Source organism: Heliorestis convoluta, assembly GCF_009649955.1.
GTDB classification, from domain to species: Bacteria; Bacillota; Desulfitobacteriia; order Heliobacteriales; family Heliobacteriaceae; genus Heliorestis; species Heliorestis convoluta.
Map to the genome: position 1 here is coordinate 2,763,255 of NZ_CP045875.1, position 19,989 is coordinate 2,783,243.

Annotated in this window: 14 protein-coding genes and 1 CRISPR repeat array; of the genes, 1 reads left to right on the forward strand and 13 read right to left on the reverse strand. The window is 41.4% G+C overall.

All coding sequences use genetic code 11. The annotated features are described in order from the left end of the window. The first annotated feature begins 193 nt into the window (after window positions 1-193). Complete coding sequence (locus FTV88_RS13125) at window positions 194-1,450, forward strand: DUF418 domain-containing protein (RefSeq protein WP_153726032.1); 1,257 nt, start codon at window positions 194-196, stop codon at window positions 1,448-1,450. A gap of 109 nt (window positions 1,451-1,559) precedes the next feature. Here the strand turns inward: FTV88_RS13125 and FTV88_RS13130 are convergent, their stop codons facing one another. From FTV88_RS13130 to cas2, 13 genes are all read right to left on the reverse strand, one after another. Beyond that, window positions 1,560-2,138 carry a class I SAM-dependent methyltransferase gene (locus FTV88_RS13130; RefSeq protein WP_153726033.1) on the reverse strand — a complete coding sequence of 193 codons (579 nt, stop codon included), beginning with the start codon at window positions 2,136-2,138 and terminating at the stop codon, window positions 1,560-1,562. 49 nt (window positions 2,139-2,187) lie between these two features. After that, entirely contained in the window at window positions 2,188-4,131 is a 1,944-nt protein-coding gene (locus tag FTV88_RS13135; RefSeq protein WP_153726034.1) for a YcdB/YcdC domain-containing protein, read from the reverse strand. A 137-nt stretch (window positions 4,132-4,268) separates the two neighbouring features. Next, on the reverse strand, window positions 4,269-5,735 hold the full coding sequence (locus FTV88_RS13140; protein ID WP_162008055.1) for a PAS domain S-box protein: 1,467 nt from the start codon (window positions 5,733-5,735) through the stop codon (window positions 4,269-4,271). A gap of 202 nt (window positions 5,736-5,937) precedes the next feature. Continuing rightward, window positions 5,938-7,683, reverse strand: a complete 1,746-nt coding sequence (locus FTV88_RS13145) for a glycosyl hydrolase family 18 protein (protein ID WP_153726036.1) — start codon at window positions 7,681-7,683, stop codon at window positions 5,938-5,940. Window positions 7,684-7,806: 123 nt separating this feature from the next. Then, on the reverse strand, window positions 7,807-8,658 hold the full coding sequence (ablB, locus tag FTV88_RS13150; protein WP_153726037.1) for a putative beta-lysine N-acetyltransferase: 852 nt from the start codon (window positions 8,656-8,658) through the stop codon (window positions 7,807-7,809). Next, window positions 8,655-9,929, reverse strand: coding sequence for a lysine 2,3-aminomutase (gene kamA / locus FTV88_RS13155; RefSeq protein ID WP_153726038.1), 1,275 nt, complete (start codon window positions 9,927-9,929; stop codon window positions 8,655-8,657). Before kamA ends, ablB begins: the two co-directional genes overlap by 4 nt. Window positions 9,930-10,589: 660 nt before the next feature. Further along, window positions 10,590-10,814: a hypothetical protein gene (locus FTV88_RS13165; protein ID WP_153726040.1), complete on the reverse strand. Its 225-nt coding sequence runs from the start codon at window positions 10,812-10,814 to the stop codon at window positions 10,590-10,592. Between the two features lie 531 nt (window positions 10,815-11,345). Then, the gene (gene cas4 / locus FTV88_RS13170) at window positions 11,346-12,293 is read right to left on the reverse strand and encodes a CRISPR-associated protein Cas4 (protein ID WP_153726041.1); all 948 of its coding nucleotides are present in this window, start codon (window positions 12,291-12,293) and stop codon (window positions 11,346-11,348) included. Window positions 12,294-12,430: 137 nt separating this feature from the next. Continuing rightward, complete coding sequence (gene cas6 / locus FTV88_RS13175) at window positions 12,431-13,513, reverse strand: CRISPR system precrRNA processing endoribonuclease RAMP protein Cas6 (protein ID WP_153726042.1); 1,083 nt, start codon at window positions 13,511-13,513, stop codon at window positions 12,431-12,433. Further along, window positions 13,476-14,186, reverse strand: a complete 711-nt coding sequence (locus FTV88_RS13180) for a hypothetical protein (protein ID WP_153726043.1) — start codon at window positions 14,184-14,186, stop codon at window positions 13,476-13,478. The genes cas6 and FTV88_RS13180 overlap by 38 nt, the downstream gene beginning before the upstream one ends. Before the next feature lie 13 nt (window positions 14,187-14,199). Beyond that, window positions 14,200-15,138, reverse strand: coding sequence for a DevR family CRISPR-associated autoregulator (locus FTV88_RS13185; protein WP_153726044.1), 939 nt, complete (start codon window positions 15,136-15,138; stop codon window positions 14,200-14,202). A gap of 18 nt (window positions 15,139-15,156) precedes the next feature. Beyond that, a complete protein-coding gene (locus FTV88_RS13190; protein ID WP_153726045.1) occupies window positions 15,157-16,884 on the reverse strand; it encodes a hypothetical protein in 1,728 nt (575 codons plus the stop codon). Between the two features lie 476 nt (window positions 16,885-17,360). Further along, window positions 17,361-19,507: a CRISPR direct-repeat array (repeat unit 37 nt; unit sequence GTTTCAATTCCGCAAGCGGAATAACCTTCATTGGAGC). Between the two features lie 207 nt (window positions 19,508-19,714). After that, complete coding sequence (gene cas2, locus FTV88_RS13195; protein ID WP_153726664.1) at window positions 19,715-19,987, reverse strand: CRISPR-associated endonuclease Cas2; 273 nt, start codon at window positions 19,985-19,987, stop codon at window positions 19,715-19,717. Between the last annotated feature and the right edge of the window lie 2 nt (window positions 19,988-19,989).

The following is a 19,989-nucleotide window of genomic DNA, read 5'->3' on the forward strand; positions in this document are numbered from 1 at the left end:
TCTGATCAATTGTTAAGATTCTATACTAATGCCCAAAGTACTGTTCAATCACACTATGCATGCTGGTTTTGACATCTCTACGCGGAGCCAAGATTCAGTATAGAAAAACATCTACGACTTTTCGATTCTAGTATATGATGTGGTGTAGGATGGTTCTATTGCGATTGATTCTGCCTAAGAAAGGGTGGTGTAATTGTCCTCGCTTCTTCAACCGACCAGCAAAAAAGAGCGAATTGTGGAGTTAGATATTCTACGAGGTTTTGCTCTATTGGGAATTCTGCTCGTCAATATGGCTTACTTTAATTCTCCTGTTGTCTATTCCCATTTAATAGGTCTTGAACTTTGGGCTGGATGGGCTGATTCTATTGTGGAGCGTTTGGTCTTTTTCCTCGCGGAAGGTAAGTTCTATACCATGTTCTCTTTTCTCTTTGGTCTAGGATTTATTATCTTTATGGAACGGGCCAAAGAAAAAGTGAAAAGACCACGGCTTTTGTTTCTTCGTCGCCTTTCTGCTTTGTTGATCTTTGGCTTGATCCATGCATTTTTCTTTTGGTTTGGCGATATTCTGACGATTTATGCCCTTTTTGGTCTTTTGCTTTTGTTTTTTGTCTATCGAAAGCCTAGGACTTTGTTGGTCTGGACTGGTATCATGGTTTTTCTCTATTTTATTTTGATTTTTTTTCAACTTTTGGGTGCTTGGGTTACGACGCAGGAACTGAATCCTGTTGTGGTTGAGCAGGAAGCTCTTTTTAATGCAGAGATGATGGCCCTGGTAGAGCAATCCTATCTTTTCTATGGTCAAGGCACCTGGAGTGAGGTCATGGCCCAAAGAGTCCATGATACACTGTTTGTCTTTTCCTATATGATTTTTGCTTTACCGATTATTCTTCCCATGTTCTTGCTCGGCGCTTATGTTGGCAAGAAAGGTTGGCATCGCGACCTCTCTTCTGCCCTTCCCATTCTACGCAAGATCTGGCTTTTTTCTCTTCTTGTCGGTCTACCCTTGACTGTTCTGAAGACGTACGCTTTTTTCCAACCGGAAATGTCGACCTACTCTTTTTACTATGGCCTGTATATGGTTGGTATGATCTTGGGCGATCCTCTGATGAGCTTTTTCTATATGATATCGGTGGTACTACTACTGCAAAAGTCTTTCTGGCGCGAGCGGTTGGAATTTTTACGGCCTGTTGGCCAGATGGCATTGAGCAATTATTTGCTACAGACGCTAATTGCGACGACGTTGTTTTATAGTTATGGCTTGGGCCTCTATGGCCAGGTCGGCCCAGTGTGGAATCTGGTACTGACATTTGTAATTTTCTCTGTACAGGTCTATGTAAGTCGCTACTGGTTGAGCCGCTATTCATTTGGCCCTATGGAGCGGCTGTGGCGGATGATGACCTATGGTCGAATCGCAGGGAAAGAACGGTTGACGAAAAGCGGAAGCGTCTGATAACACCAATCAGTAAGCCACCCTCGCGATTTGCTATCGTGAGGGTGGCTTTGTTTTGTTCTGCTTCAATTTTGTTCTGCTCCAAGCGATTCTATTTGTATCTCTCTGCCTACTTTTTCAATGCTGTTAGACCATAGAATACATCGGCAAAAGATTCCTCTATGACGATGTCAAAGCCGGCTTTTTGCAGTAACTCTAGGATCTCTGCTTTGCTAATTCTGTGATCAAGGGGCGGTCCTACTTCCATTTCTTTTGCTTCGAATTCAATGATGGCAATTTTCCCTGCCTCTTGTAAGATGCGGCTGACTTCTTGTAGCATTCGATTCTTGTCTTGTACTTCATGAAGCACATTGACTAGTAAGGCAAAGGTGACTGATTGCTCAGGGAGCTTTAAGTCGTACTCTTCTGTTTTTACTGTGACAAGGTTGGTTAGTTCTGCTTCTTTGGCTTTTTGCTCTACTTCGTCGAGCATTTCTTGGAGAATGTCTAATCCGTAGGCTTTTTGATCCTCTTGTCTGATCAGTTGGGCTGCGGGAATGGTGAAGTAGCCGATGCCACAACCGATATCCGCCATTGTGTCGCTTGCTCTTAGGCCTAGCTTTTCTAAAGTTGATAGAGGCGGTAGGACTTCTCTGCGCCAGGGGTTGTCGAGCTTGCTTTTGTTGTGGGGGGAGAATTTGTGGGTCATTACGTTGGCCTCCTTGGTAATTGGGACGGTTTACTTTTGCAATCTTATCTTATTCTATAAACTTTCCTGTCGTAGCATCAATCAGCATTCTCTGTCCATTCATCGGATTTAGCATATAAAGCAACTGTGGCTCTGGAGCTTTTTGGCCAAAGTAGTCTGTCCAGATATAGACAAGCTCTAAAGAGTTATCTTCTAGGAACATTTTTTTGGCTTCTTCAACTGAGATAATGCTGTCTTTGGAGGGGAATTCAAGGGCCTCAAAATCCTGTGTAGGACTATGATAACTGATAATCTGACCTGTCTCTTGATGAATCGTTAGCGCATAATTGAGATTTTGAACGGGGATGCCATCATGCTGAACCGTAAAGATAAAGCGTACAAGCGGTTGTGATAGCAGGCGTTGGTCAATTTTTTCTCGGTCCACCCATTCTGGTAGCATAGATTCCATACTTATTTCTTCAATGATCGTCAAGTTCATGGCTCTTACACCTTCTGGCAACTGGCGCTGCAGAAAAGCATAAGCTTTTTTGCGTACTTCTTCTATGGTTAGAAGAGGCTTTTCATGGACTTTTGCGTTTCCATTTGACTTTTCCTCTACTATTTCTTTAGAGTTGGAGAAGGTTGTTCCTTGGAAAGTTTCAGCGTGAAAGCTGTTTAGCCTTCCTGTCTCTGCGCAAACAGTTATCATGACATAGTCGTTATAACTAACGATTTCCTCCGTTGATTGAAAGTCAGGCTGTCTATACCAGTGATATTGGAGAAAATCGGGACCACCATCAGCTACACCCTCATTGCGCCGGAGGGGTTGAACGGGTTCTTCTTCTAAGTTCGTTAGATCAACGGCAAGTTCATGGGTTAGAAAGTTTCTGGCTTCTTCAGCAGACTGAATGATCGTGGGTTTGTTTGTCCCGATTAGATTGACCTGTTCTTGTTTCTGGTAATTTTCATAGATGATCCCCATCTCTTCGAAAAAACTTTTGCCTGTTAGGGCATTAAAAAAGGTGCTTGTCGTTGGTGTATAGGCCAGAATTATTTTGTCCTTGTCCTGTTCAAAGAATGGCTCGGACAGGTAGATCAAGTTCATTTGTAAATCTTCACGCCACTTTTTCTCTACTTCTTCTTTCGGTATAGCTTGGGCAGGCTCAGGGAAAAGATCTGCTTCGATTGCTTTTTCTAGGTTAAAATTATCGATATGATATAAGCTATTGATTTTTCCTTCTTGATCGATTGATAACGTTATCATATCGCTGAGAAAAGGAATTCCCTGGACTAGGGGCATGAGCCGAACTTGTCCATAGTAAGTATGATAGCGTTTCCCTTCCGCTGTTGTCATGGAGTGGCTAGAATAGGTGATTTGATCATTCATTCTATATTCATCGAGATTGTAGCCAAGGGCTTCTAAGAACGCTTTGGCTTTGGTGAAGACCATATCAGGATCAGGCTTGACCGGGCTTTGCTGTTCTCGTTGATCTTTTGCTTTATCGGAAGGCGCTTCTATTTCTTCCCAGAATTTCTCTTGGGGATAGTGAATGGTCAAGCGCTTCAAAGCACCTACTTCTCCGTCGAAGAGCAAGGAAGCAAAGATAAAGTCAGAAGACTTTTCTTGCCCTTGAACGGTGGACAGGTGCAGATGAATGGGCGCTTTCTCTTCATTAGAAGATTCTGTAACATAGCGACTCATTGGGTCTACTTTCATTTCTGAAAGAGTAGGAATCCATTCTTTTAGACTTTCCATTTGCCTTCTAATGGGATCCTGTAGTTCCTGAGGCAAGTTCTCTATTGCCTCTTCTAACTCTACTTGCTTCGGTGTTATAAACTCCATTTCATCATAAAAAGCTTCGTTAAATTCTTGAACATTTTCCGCTCGAATCTCTATAACTTCCGTCGTAACTTCTTGCATAACAGCTTCACTTGTAGCTAAAGTCACTGGGGCTATTGTGAATATTGACGCTAGCGCAAGTGTGGCTGTTAGGAGCAAACCTTTTTGGGTCATTGTGCCGAGCCTCCTTACTTACAACTTACTAACCTTTATTTCCCTTTATTTTACAGGGGGGCTTGTAATTCCTGCTTTTTTATAAAAAAGCCTTCTATCGTAAAAGTGATAAAAGGCTTGCTAGATTTGCTTTCCTGTCATTCTGACTCAACAGGGAATTTTACGAAAAAGGTAGTCCCTCCCGCGCTTGTATCTACCTCAATGATTGCATTGTGACGCTTTGCTATACTATAACAGACTGCTAAACCCAGACCTGTTCCGTTATCCTTATCTGTAACAAAAGGTGTACCTAAATTCCTATATATTTCTGGTTCAATCCCTTTTCCTTGATCAATGATGGCGAGCACAACATAAGATCCCTCTTCAAAAGTTTTTATGAAGAGCTTTTTTCCTGGCTCCATGGCTTCAATTCCATTTTGAGCCAGGTTAATCATGAGTTGTTTTATCTCTTTTTCATCACCAACAATGTTGGCAGAAGTCTGTAAATCTAAGCAAGCATCTTTTTCTTCTAGAAAAGCTTTGGCTTGAATTAAAGGGAAAAAGCTCTGAATGACACTGTCTAGATTAAAACCTTTAAGATTCTCTGGTTTACGTTTCGAAAGAGATAAAAACTCTGAAATAATGTGATTCACTCTATCTAACTCGGAAATCATCAGGTCAAAGTGTTCTTTTTCCCGCTCACATCTAGTTCCTATAATTTGTAAGAATCCTCTGACGGTTTGCATGGGATTCCGTATTTCATGCCCTAATCCGGCAGCTAATTTTCCGATTAAATTTAATCGTTCTAGACGGAGCAATTCTTTTTCCAGATGATCATATTCTGTTATGTCAACTAAATTCACGAGAAGACAGCTAACCCCATTGAGTTCTATCGGTTCCGCGGAACATAATGTGATTATCTCTTTGCCATCTTTACTTCGCATAAGGACTTTTTCGTTTGTTAACCTTCCCGTTTTTCTTAACTTACTTGATAGTTTTTCTAGGTCTTTTGGATTGGAATGAAGATTTAAATCGGATGGGAATCGGCCAATCACTTCTTCAGGTTGATAACCCATCACTTCTATCCATTTTACGTTGACATCAATAAATTCACCATAATGACCATCCTTTATGGCCACAATGGAAACCATAGTTGGACTATAACGAAACGATTTCATGAACCTTTCTTCCGATTGCCGTAACTGTCTCCCCATTTGTACTTTTTCAGTAATATCTTTTCCCACAGCAAATATTCGATTTTCTTTTTCTAGGGGAATGGTATTCCATTCAAACCATTTGTAGCTACCATTTTTGCATAATATACGACTGACATTGTTGACTTTCTTTTCTACATTGGATTCAATGAAGTTTTTCACGAACTCCCGATCTTCTGGATGAAGAAAAGCAACACAACTCTTTCCAATGACTTCTTCAGGTCTGTAGCCAATCAATGTTGTAGAAGCATCATTGATTGTAATGATATTCCAATCAAAATCGTAAACAAGCAATAGATCTGAAGAAAGTTCAATAAAGTGTTCTATTTCAGAGAGCTTATTATTGTCATGTAATGTTTTTTGTTCAGGTGCTTCTATAGAATTGTTTTGCATTTTCAGTAATTGATTCAATGATTCGTCAACCCCAGTCACATTTTCCGTTTACACCGAATTGGTTAGGTTAAGGAAATTATAACATGGAGGAATTCAGAGCCATGTAGATTTTTGTAAAAAATAAGTGATTTTTCGGTTATTTTTTCTGTATTTTTCGACAAACGGACTAGGAGATATATAAAATGACCACCTTAATAATCTAGGGTGGTCATTTCTATCATTATTTCGTATGACGCAACAAGTGCTGCCATACATCTAGATATAGCTTCTTTGTGCCTTCTTCTTGATAATCAGGGACGTTGCCCAATCTCCACAAAGAGAGACCCTGAAGATCAAACATTTTGGCTAACTTTATTTTCGCTTCTATGCTTCGAGAATCTTCATACCAGATAATATTGTAGCTATTGTCTCTGGGATCGAAAAAGGTCGCATAAGGATTTTGATATCGATCGGAATAGTTCATCGTAACGCCATCCATGGACAGCCTTTGCTGAATTGCTTCGTAGCTGGGGCTGTAAGGAACCCTGTTGATGATTTTTCCGTCTTGCAGCTTCCATTGAACAGCATCAAAGGAAAGCTGCAAGTAGATCTTGCTTCTATCTTCGATACCTTTATCTTGATCTGTAATGGCTTTTATTGCGTAGTATACTTCATCGATGGGCGTTACAGGGGTGAGTGTATAACCGCTTTGCATTTCTATGTTGGTAAGTTGCTTTGCGTAATAATCATGGGCCATGAGTATGACTCTATCAGCAATCTGGCCAATGCTTTTGAAATCATAGCCATCGTAGTAAGCTTGTCCCGCTCTTCTTGCTGGATGAACAGCTACATATAAGGAAGCATCGCTTTGATCTAGCTCTTCTTTTAGCTCTTTAAGGAATCGATTGAACGATTCTTTGAGTTGATCGCCTTTCATGTCTTCAAAGTCAATAACAACACCATCGAAAGCAAGAGGTATACCCTCAGCGGTACTATGAAGTTGAGACACAATAGACTGAATCACTTGCTGACGAACTTCGGGCCTTGTAAGTATGTATTCGAGCAAAGGTTCGTTGCTTTGATTTGCTTTCTCTACTCTACTATGGTTAGAGGCAAATACCATCAGCTTCGTAGCGACTTGATTCTCTTTTGCCCTATTCAAAGGCTGTGGAAATCCTATAGGAATGGCAAATTCATTGTTATTCTTTCTGGTTGTGTTGAGAATTACCTGGCCTTTTTCAGGGTCATATTCTAAGCGACTCCAGCCAAAACCGACCGACGTAAGGTCTGGTATCATAGAAGCTTGATGAGCCGATCGAATGGCGTAAAAAGCATGGAGTTCCGGCAGTGGCTTGTTCAACTTATTGTACATACGCATCATCATCAGCGCCGCTTCTTCTCTTCTTGCTGTATCATAGGGCTTGAATAAATTGTTGCCAACGCCCGTAATGATGCCAAAATCTCTGGCAATGGTTATGTAGCCGATATTTTGAGAAATATCATCAAAAGGAGAACCAAGGTATGTTATTTGATTGGCCAAACTGTTATACCCTAGGGTGCGCACAATCATGATAGCCATTTCTTCACGGGTAATAGGCTCTTCCGGCCTGAAGCGGTCCTGATCCTTTAGGATAACACCATGATGAAGGGCTGTTTCGATAGGACCGTAATACCATCTGCTTCTATCCTTGTTGTCTGCAAAGCTACCTTGTTCCGGTGTGATGATCTCCCACTGCATAAGCTTAACTAAAAAGGCTACAAATTCACTTCTTTTTATCGTCTGACCAAGACCGAAGTGATTGTTACCCATGCCGTCGGTGATGTGTAGAGACCGCAGTTCGTGGATGGCTTCGTAGGCCCAGTGGCTTTGAGGAACATCATCGAAGGTTTTGATTGTTTTTTCGTTGGCAAAGGCTGTGCTGGTAAGAAGAAAGAAAGAGATTGCAAGAAAAAAATTGTTCTTTGTAAGTGGACCATTGTCACGCAAATCCTCGCTTTCCTATTTTTTTACTGACCTATTTTCATAATTTCGCTTCCCTTATCTCATATTCCTACTCTAGTGAATAAAAAAATGACCTCCTGCCTGGCGGTCATTTTTTCCTACTCCTGGTTATAGCTTTTTGGACCAGATATTCATATTCTCATAATTACCATCGATGTGGCAATTGTTAATATGTTTGCCTTGATAGTGGTAGCCAAGCTTGTAAAGACCTCGATTGGCGCTAGGAACGCCGGCTCGAACAAGACTGTACAGGCAAGGGATTTGTCGGGCAATCATCTTTTCTTCTAGAGCTTGAAGGATAGAAGTACCAAGACCTTGGCCTCTCGCCTCCGGTCTGGTGGCTAAATCGGTCATTTCAGCATTGCGGTTGGTCAGATCCATCTCGGCTGAACCCGCTGCAATGAGGTGACCTTTTTCGAACACGCCCATAAAGTAGACATGGGTTCTCATGATTTGCTTGATATAAGTGATATCAAAAAGAGGACTGGGATATGACTCGAATATTGCTTTGTATAATGAAACAAGACTTTTGGCGTCTTCTTCTTCTAACGTCCTGATGGTAAGATTTGCTGGAAGTGGCGCTTCTGTTTTTCCAGGTACTTTGTCAGCTCTAACTTGGTCGAGAATTTTTTGTTCTTCTTCAAAGTAAGCGCTTTGGGCTCGGTCTGGATCGACAAAGTAGGCGTTACACAGAGCGTCTTGACCTTTGAAAAATCCAGGAATTTTCCCTTCTTGTATAAAGCCGGCTTGTTGAAGTATTTCTGTGCCTGCAGGGGCTGCTTCTGTTGAAAGGTACCAAATGATCTTGCCCAGTTTTTCTTCTTCCGCAAGACTTTTGCATGTATCGATCATCTCTTGATATCCTGGGCCTTCAAAAGATTGAACTTTAAGTCGACTATTTCGAGAATCGATGGTTACAGTAGCGCGAAATGAGCTGCCTTCTATTTTTTTCTCTGTCATCGACAAGTCCCCCACTCTTCTCTCCGTTGCGTCCGCAAATTGCCTTCTGGAACCAGGCTCAGCTTGTCGCCTTCTAAGAGTATTTCTAATCCTTCTGGATCTGTTTCTTTGCTTTCCATGTATTCTTGGGCCATTTGGCAGGCTTCGTAATTTTCTTTAACGGGCTCACGATAGCTAGAAATAACGCCTTCATAGTTGCGTAAGATCACTTTTTCTTCTGATTGAGAGATCATATATTGTGGTGCTACGGGAATTTTACCACCGCCACCGGGTGCATCAATCACATACGTTGGTACGGCCAAGCCGGAAGTGTGTCCGCGAAGGACTTCAATGATCTCTATGCCTTTGGCGACGGAAGTACGAAAGTGTTCTATGCCTGTTGATAAGTCACATTGATAGAGATAATAAGGGCGAATGCGATTCATCAGCAAGCGATGCGCAAGTTCTTTGATCACATAAGGACAATCATTGATACCTCGAAGTAAGACCGTTTGATTGCCAAGAGGAACGCCTGCATCGGCTAGCATGGCACAAGCTTTTTGCGCTTCTTCTGTCAGTTCTTTGGGATGGTTAAAGTGGGTATTTAACCAGATGGGGTGGTATTTTTTGATTCGCTGGCACAATTCTTCTGTAATTCGTTGTGGCATGACAACGGGTGTTCTCGTGCCAATGCGAATGATCTCTACGTGATCAATCTCTCTTAGTTTTTGTAAGAGCCATTCTAAACGGTCGTCAGAAATGCAAAGACTGTCACCACCTGATAGGATAACGTCGCGCACAACAGGTGTGTTGCGAATATAGTCGATAGCACTATCAAGTTGTTCTTGGGGACGCACTTGATCATGGGTGCCTGCAAAGCGTCGTCTGGTACAGTGACGGCAATACATAGAGCATTGATCGGTGACAAGCAAAAGAACGCGATCGGGATAGCGATGGGTTAATCCTGGTACAGGCGAGTCGACGTCTTCTGCAAGTGGATCATCGAGGCTTGCTTGGCCATCTTGGAGTTCTAAGGATAGAGGTACTGCTTGTTTGCGAATGGGATCATCGGGATCGTTCGGATCCATAAGCGAAGCATAGTAGGGTGTGATAGCCATGCGCAAAGTATGGAGGGATCGCCGGATCCCTTCTTTTTCTTCTTTTTGCAGAGGAATGATCTCTTCTAGTTCATCAACGGTGGTAATGCGATTTTGTAGTTGCCATTGCCAATTGTTCCAGTCTTCTTCCGATAGATCCCGCCATTTTGCAATGTCTCGATAGGTTCTTCTCACTGCTGTCTTCCTTCCTTGATAGTTCCTAATCGTAGTCTAAGCGGGTTTGGGGAATTTAGACCTTGGTGAGTGGGGGAAAGTATTTCCTTTTTGATACTACAACCTTCACGACCACCTAATTTCAACAGCCTGCATGCGCTGGTCCTTACACTTGTAATTATGAGGCATTCTTAAGCGAACTGTAAGTTGTTCCTTTTCGAAGACGACAATAATAAAAGCTTTAGCAGATCCTCTAGAGGCTCTTCAAATTTTTTAGCCCTTGGGAAGATCCTTCGAATAAAGAATCCATCGTGCTATCAGCATTGCTATTGAATTCTAAATATGTACGCTCTAGTCTTTCTTTGGTGAACCCAGCTAGACCTGTCATGTATTCGACGATTTGGCCTGTTAGCTCTATTTCCAGACATTGATTGAGCATCTAATACTTTTAAAGTGGTCAGATCTTCTTTGATTTTGTAAATGGGCATTTTTTACACTCCCTTTATAGCTCCTGAAGTAAGGCTTACACTTTCTAGAGGAAATTGTGAAATCAGTCCTTTGGAATTGGAATGTTATATTAAAAAGACAAACCAGCTATGGGGTTGCTAGGAACAACCTTTGGCTGGTTTTTTGTTACTTTGCAGATATTGGGAGAACTCCAATTCGGAAGTTGAAAGACTATTAGACGATAAGCTTCTTGGCCTCTTTAACTGTTCCTACTCTATATATGCTGTCTAAAATTTTATTCAATTTCTCTAGATCCGTTATACCTCTTACTTCTTTTTGAAGATCTATAGATCCTGTCCCAAATCTAGCTTCAAGATATTTGCATATAGACTCCTGCAAACCTTCCGACTTACCTTCTACTCGACCTTCTTCTCTGATCCATTGTTCGATTTTCGTCATTTTTAGCACCTCCAGTATGCGCTTTTTTACTTCATCAGGTAGAATTCGATCGGGTTATGGCTACTATACAGGCTACTGTGAAAGCTTGTAATACTTCGCTTTCAATTGGTTGGCCAATTCTATGGCTTCTACACAGGGCTCCACGTTTTGTTCTTTTATTCTAGTTTATTTCAACTTTTTCCTTCTATTTTTGATGATTTTTTACATTTTTTGCTATGGTAATACCGATGATAGAGCTTTTCTTGCTTCTTATTAGAATGAGACAAACCAGTCAAGGGCTTGCTTTCTTGTCAGTTAGCTCTTCAATCATTTCTTCGCTTTAGAATGAATAGAAGTGATCTAGCCAATTGAAAATGACGCACAACAATCATTTGCTATAGTCTGCTTGGCTATCACCGAGCGAATCTTGCCCGATAAAAGAAAATGCTATCTATTTATTGTACTTAAATGCACATAAAAAAGGCTTCCCGTTCCAATTTCCTAACAGAAAGCCTTTTTCATACCCATAATACTACAACCATCAACGACCATCTAATGCAAGAGATAGGGGGAATGATCGTTCCATGACCCATCTCGCCACTCGATAAAAAGCTCGCGCAAATCATTGTCAATTAGATGAATGTCCTTATCTACAAAAATATCTTGTCCAACAAAAGAAAGATAAACGATGACGCCAACATGGACGGGATTATAAAAATTGCTTTCAAGAGCCAAAGCAAAAGCGGTGGTCAACATACGATGAGAAAAGGAAATAGGAGCTTCATCGAATCTATCATCCCTGTGATTCTTAAGCACTTTCAAAATCACAACTGCAGAACTTCCTAGCTCGGTAATTCGTATAACATCGGCTTTAAGACCTGCTACGAGACCAATGAGGTGACCCTGCAATGACATTTGCAAATTGAGAGGCACCGTTTTAAGAGCTAAAAAGTCCATGCTAATGTTTCTATGATGGGCCAGTACTTCCTCTATCCGAACCATTATTCTTCTGCGCTCATAATTAAGCAATCGCTCTGCATTTGCTAGAACTCTCTGATCTTGTTCTTTAGGATAGATCGGTAGAAGATCAAGAACATCTTTGCTTAAAAGCCCTAGAACCTGCAACTTCTCGATCTCTTTTTGTATCTCATTCAGTACATCGACTGGTGCTTTTCCAGGTTGTTGATAGATAAGAAGTTTAACTGCACTAAGAAAGTTAACAACTACATCATAATAGACTTTTTCGGCAATACCCACAGGATTGATTGTTACCGTCATTTCTTCCCAAGCACTAGAATTCCCTGTTGAACTTACTTGCTCGTAGCTCTCATGCCTTTCCGTTAGAGTTTCAGATTCGACAGAAAAGGTATTATAAAAAGGACATAAGGGCTTTCGAAAACAGTTCCATCCATACAGTTCTTCATCCACTGCTTGTTCTTTCAACCGTTGTAACTCCTGGAAGAGAACTCTTCTCCGCTCTTCGTCAGTAAAAAATATCATGGTGATTCACTCCTTCATACTCTACACGACTACTTCTGTTGCGAAAATATCCTTTGTTTTCCAATGTTTCAACACTTCTTTCTTCATTATAATGGTTCACTTCTACTTCAAAAGGAATCTACTTATCATTCAAAAAACTACATTTCGTGAGAATGAGCCAACGTTCTAAACACTTCTATCTCCAAGTCCCCCAAACCAAAGCTTGTCGCTTTCCCCAGATGAATAAGTTGTCCCCAAAGCAAGATAGGCAGAAGTTCCTCTATCCAATCACTTTCACCTTCTAGAATGAGATAGCCCATCAATCCACCCAGCTTCATCTTTGCATTTTGCCGGCTTGAGTAGCGCTCCCAGTCTGTCCAAGTATAAGCTTCTTCTCGCAATTGTAGGGCTTCTGCTTTTTTAATATACTTAGCAAAATCAATTTTCCACAGTTGTTCACCGTAATAAGCTGCTATCACAGAGAGGCGGCGTAACAGCCCTCGAAAAAGTAAAGTTGCAGAAAGCTTGTCTTGCAAGCGCTTGTCTGCTTTCAATCGAAGCGGTGTCTTAAAGGTTATTTTGATGAATGTAGTAGCTTCTTTCTTTTTATGAGTACTAGAGTGCGATTGAACAGTAGAAGTAGAGTATTCAAGAAGTTTTTTCACTCTCTCTTTCACATCTTGTGCCGACAGATACAATTTCGTTGCTAAATTCCACTGACCTCCTTCATAAATAGATTGACTCCCTTTGGTAAAGGGGTTCACCACAGAGGCTTCTACCACGCGAGCGCTGCGCAATCCTTTGCCAAGTCCTCTTTCTAAAGATCGTGCAAAGGCTGATAGAAGATACGGAGCAAAAGGCATGGCTTTGCCAAAAAGGGTCATCTCAACTTCAAAAGTTTCATCACGTTGATAATGACTTTTGCCCTGTGTATAAGGCCTCAATACAAAAGGTGCCGGAATTTCTTGCCCTTTCAGAAAAAGTCCTTTGCGATCATCAGGTACAAGAGGATTGAAAAGCATCGTCACAGGGCAAATCATTTGATAAAAACAACCAGAACAGACTTGAGCCTTTCCGGCTGTACAAGCAATGTCACGAAGAGCGTGACCTAAGGCGCCACGAAGCGTTGAGCCGGAATAAGCTGGTAAAACCAAACCCTCTGCCCCTGCTGCGATAACAATTCGAAAGCGCTGTACCTGTAACTTAGGATGAGGAAAAGCCTTGATAGGATGTGTAACCATGAGAAGAAACTCCTTTGAAACCTTTCAATACAATAGGCTTAAAAATCCTGTCGTTATGAACTTTTTGCCTTGCCGCTGAGTAAGAGTCAAAAGCATCAAATGAAGATGTCGTACCCATATCATCCATCATTTGAATTACCATGCCTTGTTCTATTACACGATGAAGGTCTTGTTGATTACTCTGAAGTTCCGACAATTCTAGCGAAAAATGTTCAGGCAGTTCTGCTTCTTCCCACTGCTTTTGATATTGCACAAAGCTTCCTCGTTTGCCAAAATAGTTAATAAACGTCACAAGTCGTTGCAGTCGCTCTTTTTCATAAAGAAGCAGATCCGAAGTTTCTAAAGCGATGAAAAGCAAGCCCTCCCAGAAAACGTATTGTCGCAAACCTACCGTTGTCTGATAAGACTTTTCGCTTTCTCGAGATTCTTTTAAGGTTCTGACAAAGCTATTATTCACAATAACAGACTGTGGTAGCTTGAAAGCAATTTTCAAAGGGCGAATCCAGTGAAAATCTTCTTCGCCTTGACCATCCCAACGAAAAGAAGCATCGATCAGGGCCATTTTTACAGCATAAAAGGTTGGAATAAGATGGCTCTTTCCGCCTGAACTGGTGGAGGAAGAAAGTCGCAGGGAAAAAAGATTGGAGGCACTATAAGAACTAACCAACCACATTTCGATCACTTCCCTAAAGAGACTCTGCTAGATCTGTTAAAATAGCGACCAATTGAGCAAGGTTATTGAATTGATTACAATGCACCTTGTTGCCTGGCCAGCGATTCAGTTGTTCAGCGACGGCGATTATTTCCTGCTCATAAGTATCTTTCAACGGAGAAAGGGTAGGCGCTGGTGTCATATTGGTCGACGTGGTGACAACACCGTTGATAGAAAGCAGATGAGGATGGTCTGTGCTTTTGTGAGCACCATTTATACTTATTAACATATGAATAATGCTTCTGATCATAGCGATTTGACGTTTTTTCCGCTCTTCATCGTCAATGACATATTGACGTACGCCATCATGATAACCAACACGGTTTAATTCTACGTGCATAACCAAGGCATAGACACCAGAATTGCTAGGTCGATAGAAAAGGATAGGGCCTCTGTTACCGTTATTTTCAGCATTTGCTGTAGCAGTGTCAAACTTTACATGTAAGTGCGACTCTGTCGTTGTCCGCTCCGGAATACCCAAAAGCCAACCGAATTCAACGACTGACTTCCGTGCAACAGAACGCCTCCCTTCCGTAATTAAGACGCCAGCAAGGTCATCGACGGTACAATAAGGAATTACTTCATTTAATATTTGAATGTTATTTTTGCTATCTATTTTCTCTATAGACTTTAAAAAAGGGCGATCTACATTAATTCGATTGGCGTTGCCCTTATTACAGCCCGCACAAAGAGGCAGGCCCGTTTCTTTGGCGATTGAGATAAGGCTTTCCGTCTGAATATGCTTGAGCATATCACCACTGATAGCGTTTGTTTCTCTGATCTCTCCAAACTGATCCACGATATGAACCATGCGTGCTTTTACGTAATTTCCTTCTGTGCCTTCGTTATTTAAGCAATGCATGTCTAATGTTACTTGTGCAGAAAGAGAAAAGGATTTAATGTCATTCTTCATGATTGGTCACCCTTTTTATCAACCCTCTTTTTTTGCTGATCCGTAAGCTATTAAAAGCACAATCACAGGTTCTGACCCAAAATCATCGATCAAGTGAATGAGTTGGGTTATTTCTTGATCTGTAATGCTGGGGCGTCGCATGATTTCTTCATCTCTAAAGGAATCTGGGCTTCTGGCAATTATTTCTGTTATCCTTGCATTTTCAAAGTTATAAGCACTGATGAAATCACTAAGACGCGCTATGGCATCTTTTTTGGATCCCGCTTTACGTTTCAAATCAGTCAATAGCGTATAGTGCACTTCATAGTATGGCCTTGGCTTTCGATCTTGTTGTCGCGCTCTACGATATTGTTCTGAGACAGTAGCTCTTCGTATGGCATTGGCAACAGCTTGAAACCCAGGATTGTTAATAATATCACTGTATCTTCTGTTCAATGATATCACCAGCTTTGATAATAATTCTTCACGCAGTCTTTCTAATATTTTTTTAGAATCTCTCGACATTTCATGAAATACAAAAATTCCGTAAGCAACGGCAAAGTGCAATAGAGTGATGCTTTTGCCTGTAGACAGAAAATCTCTATACTGAAAAAGCAGCTCCGCTTCTTCTAGTCTTTCTTCTCGTAACCTTTCAAGAATGCTTCTATGTTCTCTTGCGATCTGGAGCCACAATTCTTTATCTTGAAGCGTTTCTATAGAAAACCAGGTGGGTAAGCCTATGGTACTTACGTTGAGTAACCCTTTGCCGGTGCCTAAGCTTTTGAAGTAAGCAGTTGACAAAGCCGCTATATATTGTTGGGGACTCTTATGTTGCTTTTCTACGCCTACGTCTAAGCTAGAAAAAAGATCTTTCACAATTTCACTTGTCATAGCGAGGCTATTTTGTATGTCGATCTGACAAGATGACTTTTGGTAATGTGGAATTCTAGTAAAGTGATGGCTTAATTGATCAAGTTCTTCTAAAGTTACATTGGCAGGCACTAGGACTGTAATTTTAATATCATCATGAATGTTATAGGCATTGGCGATACGATGAATTGCTATGTATCGTAGATATTCTGTGAACCAGTCAACGTAGGCAGAAGGCACTGTTGCCAATCCTGTACCTTTGGGCTTGCTGCGGTTAAATCCCTTGCCTACAATCGGATTAAGAGCTTGTACTGCTGCAAGAGAAGGCGAAAAAACTTTATGCTTTCTCTTTGTATCTTCTTGCCCTCTGGAAAAGCCTGTTTCTACGTTGTTACCGATTGATGTTATAGTGTATCGTTGCACGTTGGCCTTTATTGTTTCACGAAAAGATTGTGGTTCAACCTGAGATAATTCATGCAACAATCTGTTATGGCTGTGAAAAGCTTGCATGATGTAGAGGTTTTTGAGTAAGCTATGCTTTGGGTGAGGTTCCAATATATTTTCTTGTCTTAGGCAGGTCTTTTTTGCATTTTCCCAGTACCTCTTCTCCTTCTCTCTTTCTTTTTCATAGTCATAAAAGAGGTACCCTTCTGGCACTGTATGATCTTTGCTCGTCTTAAAGTAGGGATAGCCTGGTGCAGCTTGTAATCTATCGAAGTGCCAACTATCAAGGGCCTTCGCCTTCCGTAGTGTAATTTGATAACAATCTCCTATATTCTTAATTCTTTCTACATTCTTAGGCATTAAAATGTCTAGCAAATAGGCAAGCCCAACTGCCTCTAGAGCATCTGCGTAAGTACCTGTTTTATGAGAAACGTAAAAGTACTGGTTCTCCAAAAGTTTTCACTTCCCATAAGTTATGAGTATTAAGTTTATTATTTCACTATTTACTCTTATAATACGAGTAATTTCCATCTTTGTCAATAATATTTGTGCATATTTTCTCAAGGGATTTTTCAACCTTTTGTCTTTGTGGTATACTTTTATGAGAAGACCGATTTTTTACGGGGCTGAAAGATAAGGTATTTGTATTTGGTTCTCACTTTACTTTGACCCGCTGATAGGGGATTTTTGTCTAAGAGCACATAAAAATGATCACCTGTTGATTGGGTGATCATTTTTATGTGCTTTTCAGTAGAGCCAGATTAACAGCTTCCTACATTGATGAGCCGAAAACCGATGCGTTATGTGCAGGAGTGAAGGGTGTATAACTTCTGATGGAACAGCTTGCCCTCAAACAGAAAATGTAATAATATCCGCATGACAACCATGATGCCAATGCCGACAAGGAAGGGGGAGCGACACAAGCAAAAGTTTCAATTCCGCAAGCGGAATAACCTTCATTGGAGCGCAATGGCATCCAATGAGTAACGCAAGGACGATTAGTTTCAATTCCGCAAGCGGAATAACCTTCATTGGAGCTCAATCGACTAGCTGAAACACCGATGTCCTTAGAGTTTCAATTCCGCAAGCGGAATAACCTTCATTGGAGCTCTGCCTTCCAAATTGGAACGCCTCGGCTCTCGTCTCGTTTCAATTCCGCAAGCGGAATAACCTTCATTGGAGCCGCAATGGCGCCGTCTACCTCACCACCTGCGGCAATGTTTCAATTCCGCAAGCGGAATAACCTTCATTGGAGCTTTGAGTACATCAGAAAATTCAAGATGTTGGAAAAAGAGGTTTCAATTCCGCAAGCGGAATAACCTTCATTGGAGCGGACAAGGTAACACTATCAATCGATTCATAATCAAAGTTTCAATTCCGCAAGCGGAATAACCTTCATTGGAGCTGGTAGTTGTTCGGGAGTGAAGTGCAATAGGGGTGAGTTTCAATTCCGCAAGCGGAATAACCTTCATTGGAGCAGGTGAAAATCCATGCTACCGGTACCCGTGAGCCTTGTTTCAATTCCGCAAGCGGAATAACCTTCATTGGAGCTCAACCTGACCGTGTGATGCCGTAGCCGGTTTACGAGTTTCAATTCCGCAAGCGGAATAACCTTCATTGGAGCTCAACCTGACCGTGTGATGCCGTAGCCGGTTTACGAGTTTCAATTCCGCAAGCGGAATAACCTTCATTGGAGCAAGTCGAAGTATGCGCCGAGCTGCTAGAGATCATTGTTTCAATTCCGCAAGCGGAATAACCTTCATTGGAGCCTTGAGGCTGTAGGAGCAATGGAATCGCTCGGTGTGTTTCAATTCCGCAAGCGGAATAACCTTCATTGGAGCCTTGAGGCTGTAGGAGCAATGGAATCGCTCGGTGTGTTTCAATTCCGCAAGCGGAATAACCTTCATTGGAGCCAAGCTCTAGTTGACTGACATAGAAGAGATAATCCGGTTTCAATTCCGCAAGCGGAATAACCTTCATTGGAGCAGGTAGGCATGGCATGATTAGCTTCATGGTCAAAGTTTCAATTCCGCAAGCGGAATAACCTTCATTGGAGCTGCGATATATGCAAGGAGAAGTGCAAATGATAGATAGTTTCAATTCCGCAAGCGGAATAACCTTCATTGGAGCTCTAACGCTTTCAATATCCTAGACTGTTCTGCTTTGTTTCAATTCCGCAAGCGGAATAACCTTCATTGGAGCCAAAGATAAATTCCGTGTCGTTCTTGAAAATCAAGTTTCAATTCCGCAAGCGGAATAACCTTCATTGGAGCGTAATTGATAAACTCTTTAGGATAGCGACAAAGAGAAGTTTCAATTCCGCAAGCGGAATAACCTTCATTGGAGCAAAGCCTGCACCCATAATGCAGCCTAGCAAAGCTAGTTTCAATTCCGCAAGCGGAATAACCTTCATTGGAGCGTTTTATGTATTCGTGTGATATTGGCAGCATATCGGTTTCAATTCCGCAAGCGGAATAACCTTCATTGGAGCTCAACTTTCACTCTTTCGCCTCCAACTGTTTCTTAATGTTTCAATTCCGCAAGCGGAATAACCTTCATTGGAGCCTGTACTTGCTTATCGCTGTATGGAGACTTGTCCAAGTTTCAATTCCGCAAGCGGAATAACCTTCATTGGAGCAGAGCGAGAGTGGAAAGCAAAGTGGAAAACTAACTACGTTTCAATTCCGCAAGCGGAATAACCTTCATTGGAGCCGTGATATAATCTTATATGCGTGATACTCATTTAGGTTTCAATTCCGCAAGCGGAATAACCTTCATTGGAGCGCAAGCGCTGATAAGGATCTAGTCATCGCCAAGAAAGTTTCAATTCCGCAAGCGGAATAACCTTCATTGGAGCTAAAGAAATCGTGTTCTGCATTGTATCTAATTTCAAGTTTCAATTCCGCAAGCGGAATAACCTTCATTGGAGCTTATCAATGGTGTAAACACGTCTAATATATCATCATTGTTTCAATTCCGCAAGCGGAATAACCTTCATTGGAGCTAGCACTTGATGGTCGTGTAACAGTTTGGAGTTTTGTTTCAATTCCGCAAGCGGAATAACCTTCATTGGAGCTCCCCTTTGTAGAAACACTGATACTACAGGCCTATTCTTCACTTTTCCGAGAGGGTCTTTATCTGAAGCGATATATAATTATAAAGCTTAGATCTTTATGCGTAAACTCTCGTAAAATCCTATATACGACAAGGTTTATAGAAAATCCGAGAGGCGCCAAGGATTTTCTTGTCTACACAGGCTCTCGGATTTTCTATACCAATTATTTTAAATGATAAACACACTTTCATCTCTCGGCTGAGTGCCTCCAATGCGATCAATTTTTTCTTTACAATCGTCGCAGAGCGTATAAAAACGAATGCTATCTTCTTGATAATTGATAATCTTGTCCAATCGATTCCTTAGTTTCAAATATTGCTCTTTCGTAAGATTGCATTCAAATACACTATATTGCATCCATTCTCCATAGGACTTTAATGCTTTAAGTACTTTTCCACGTCGTTTGTCGTTCGGAATATCGTAGGATACTACGATAAGCAATT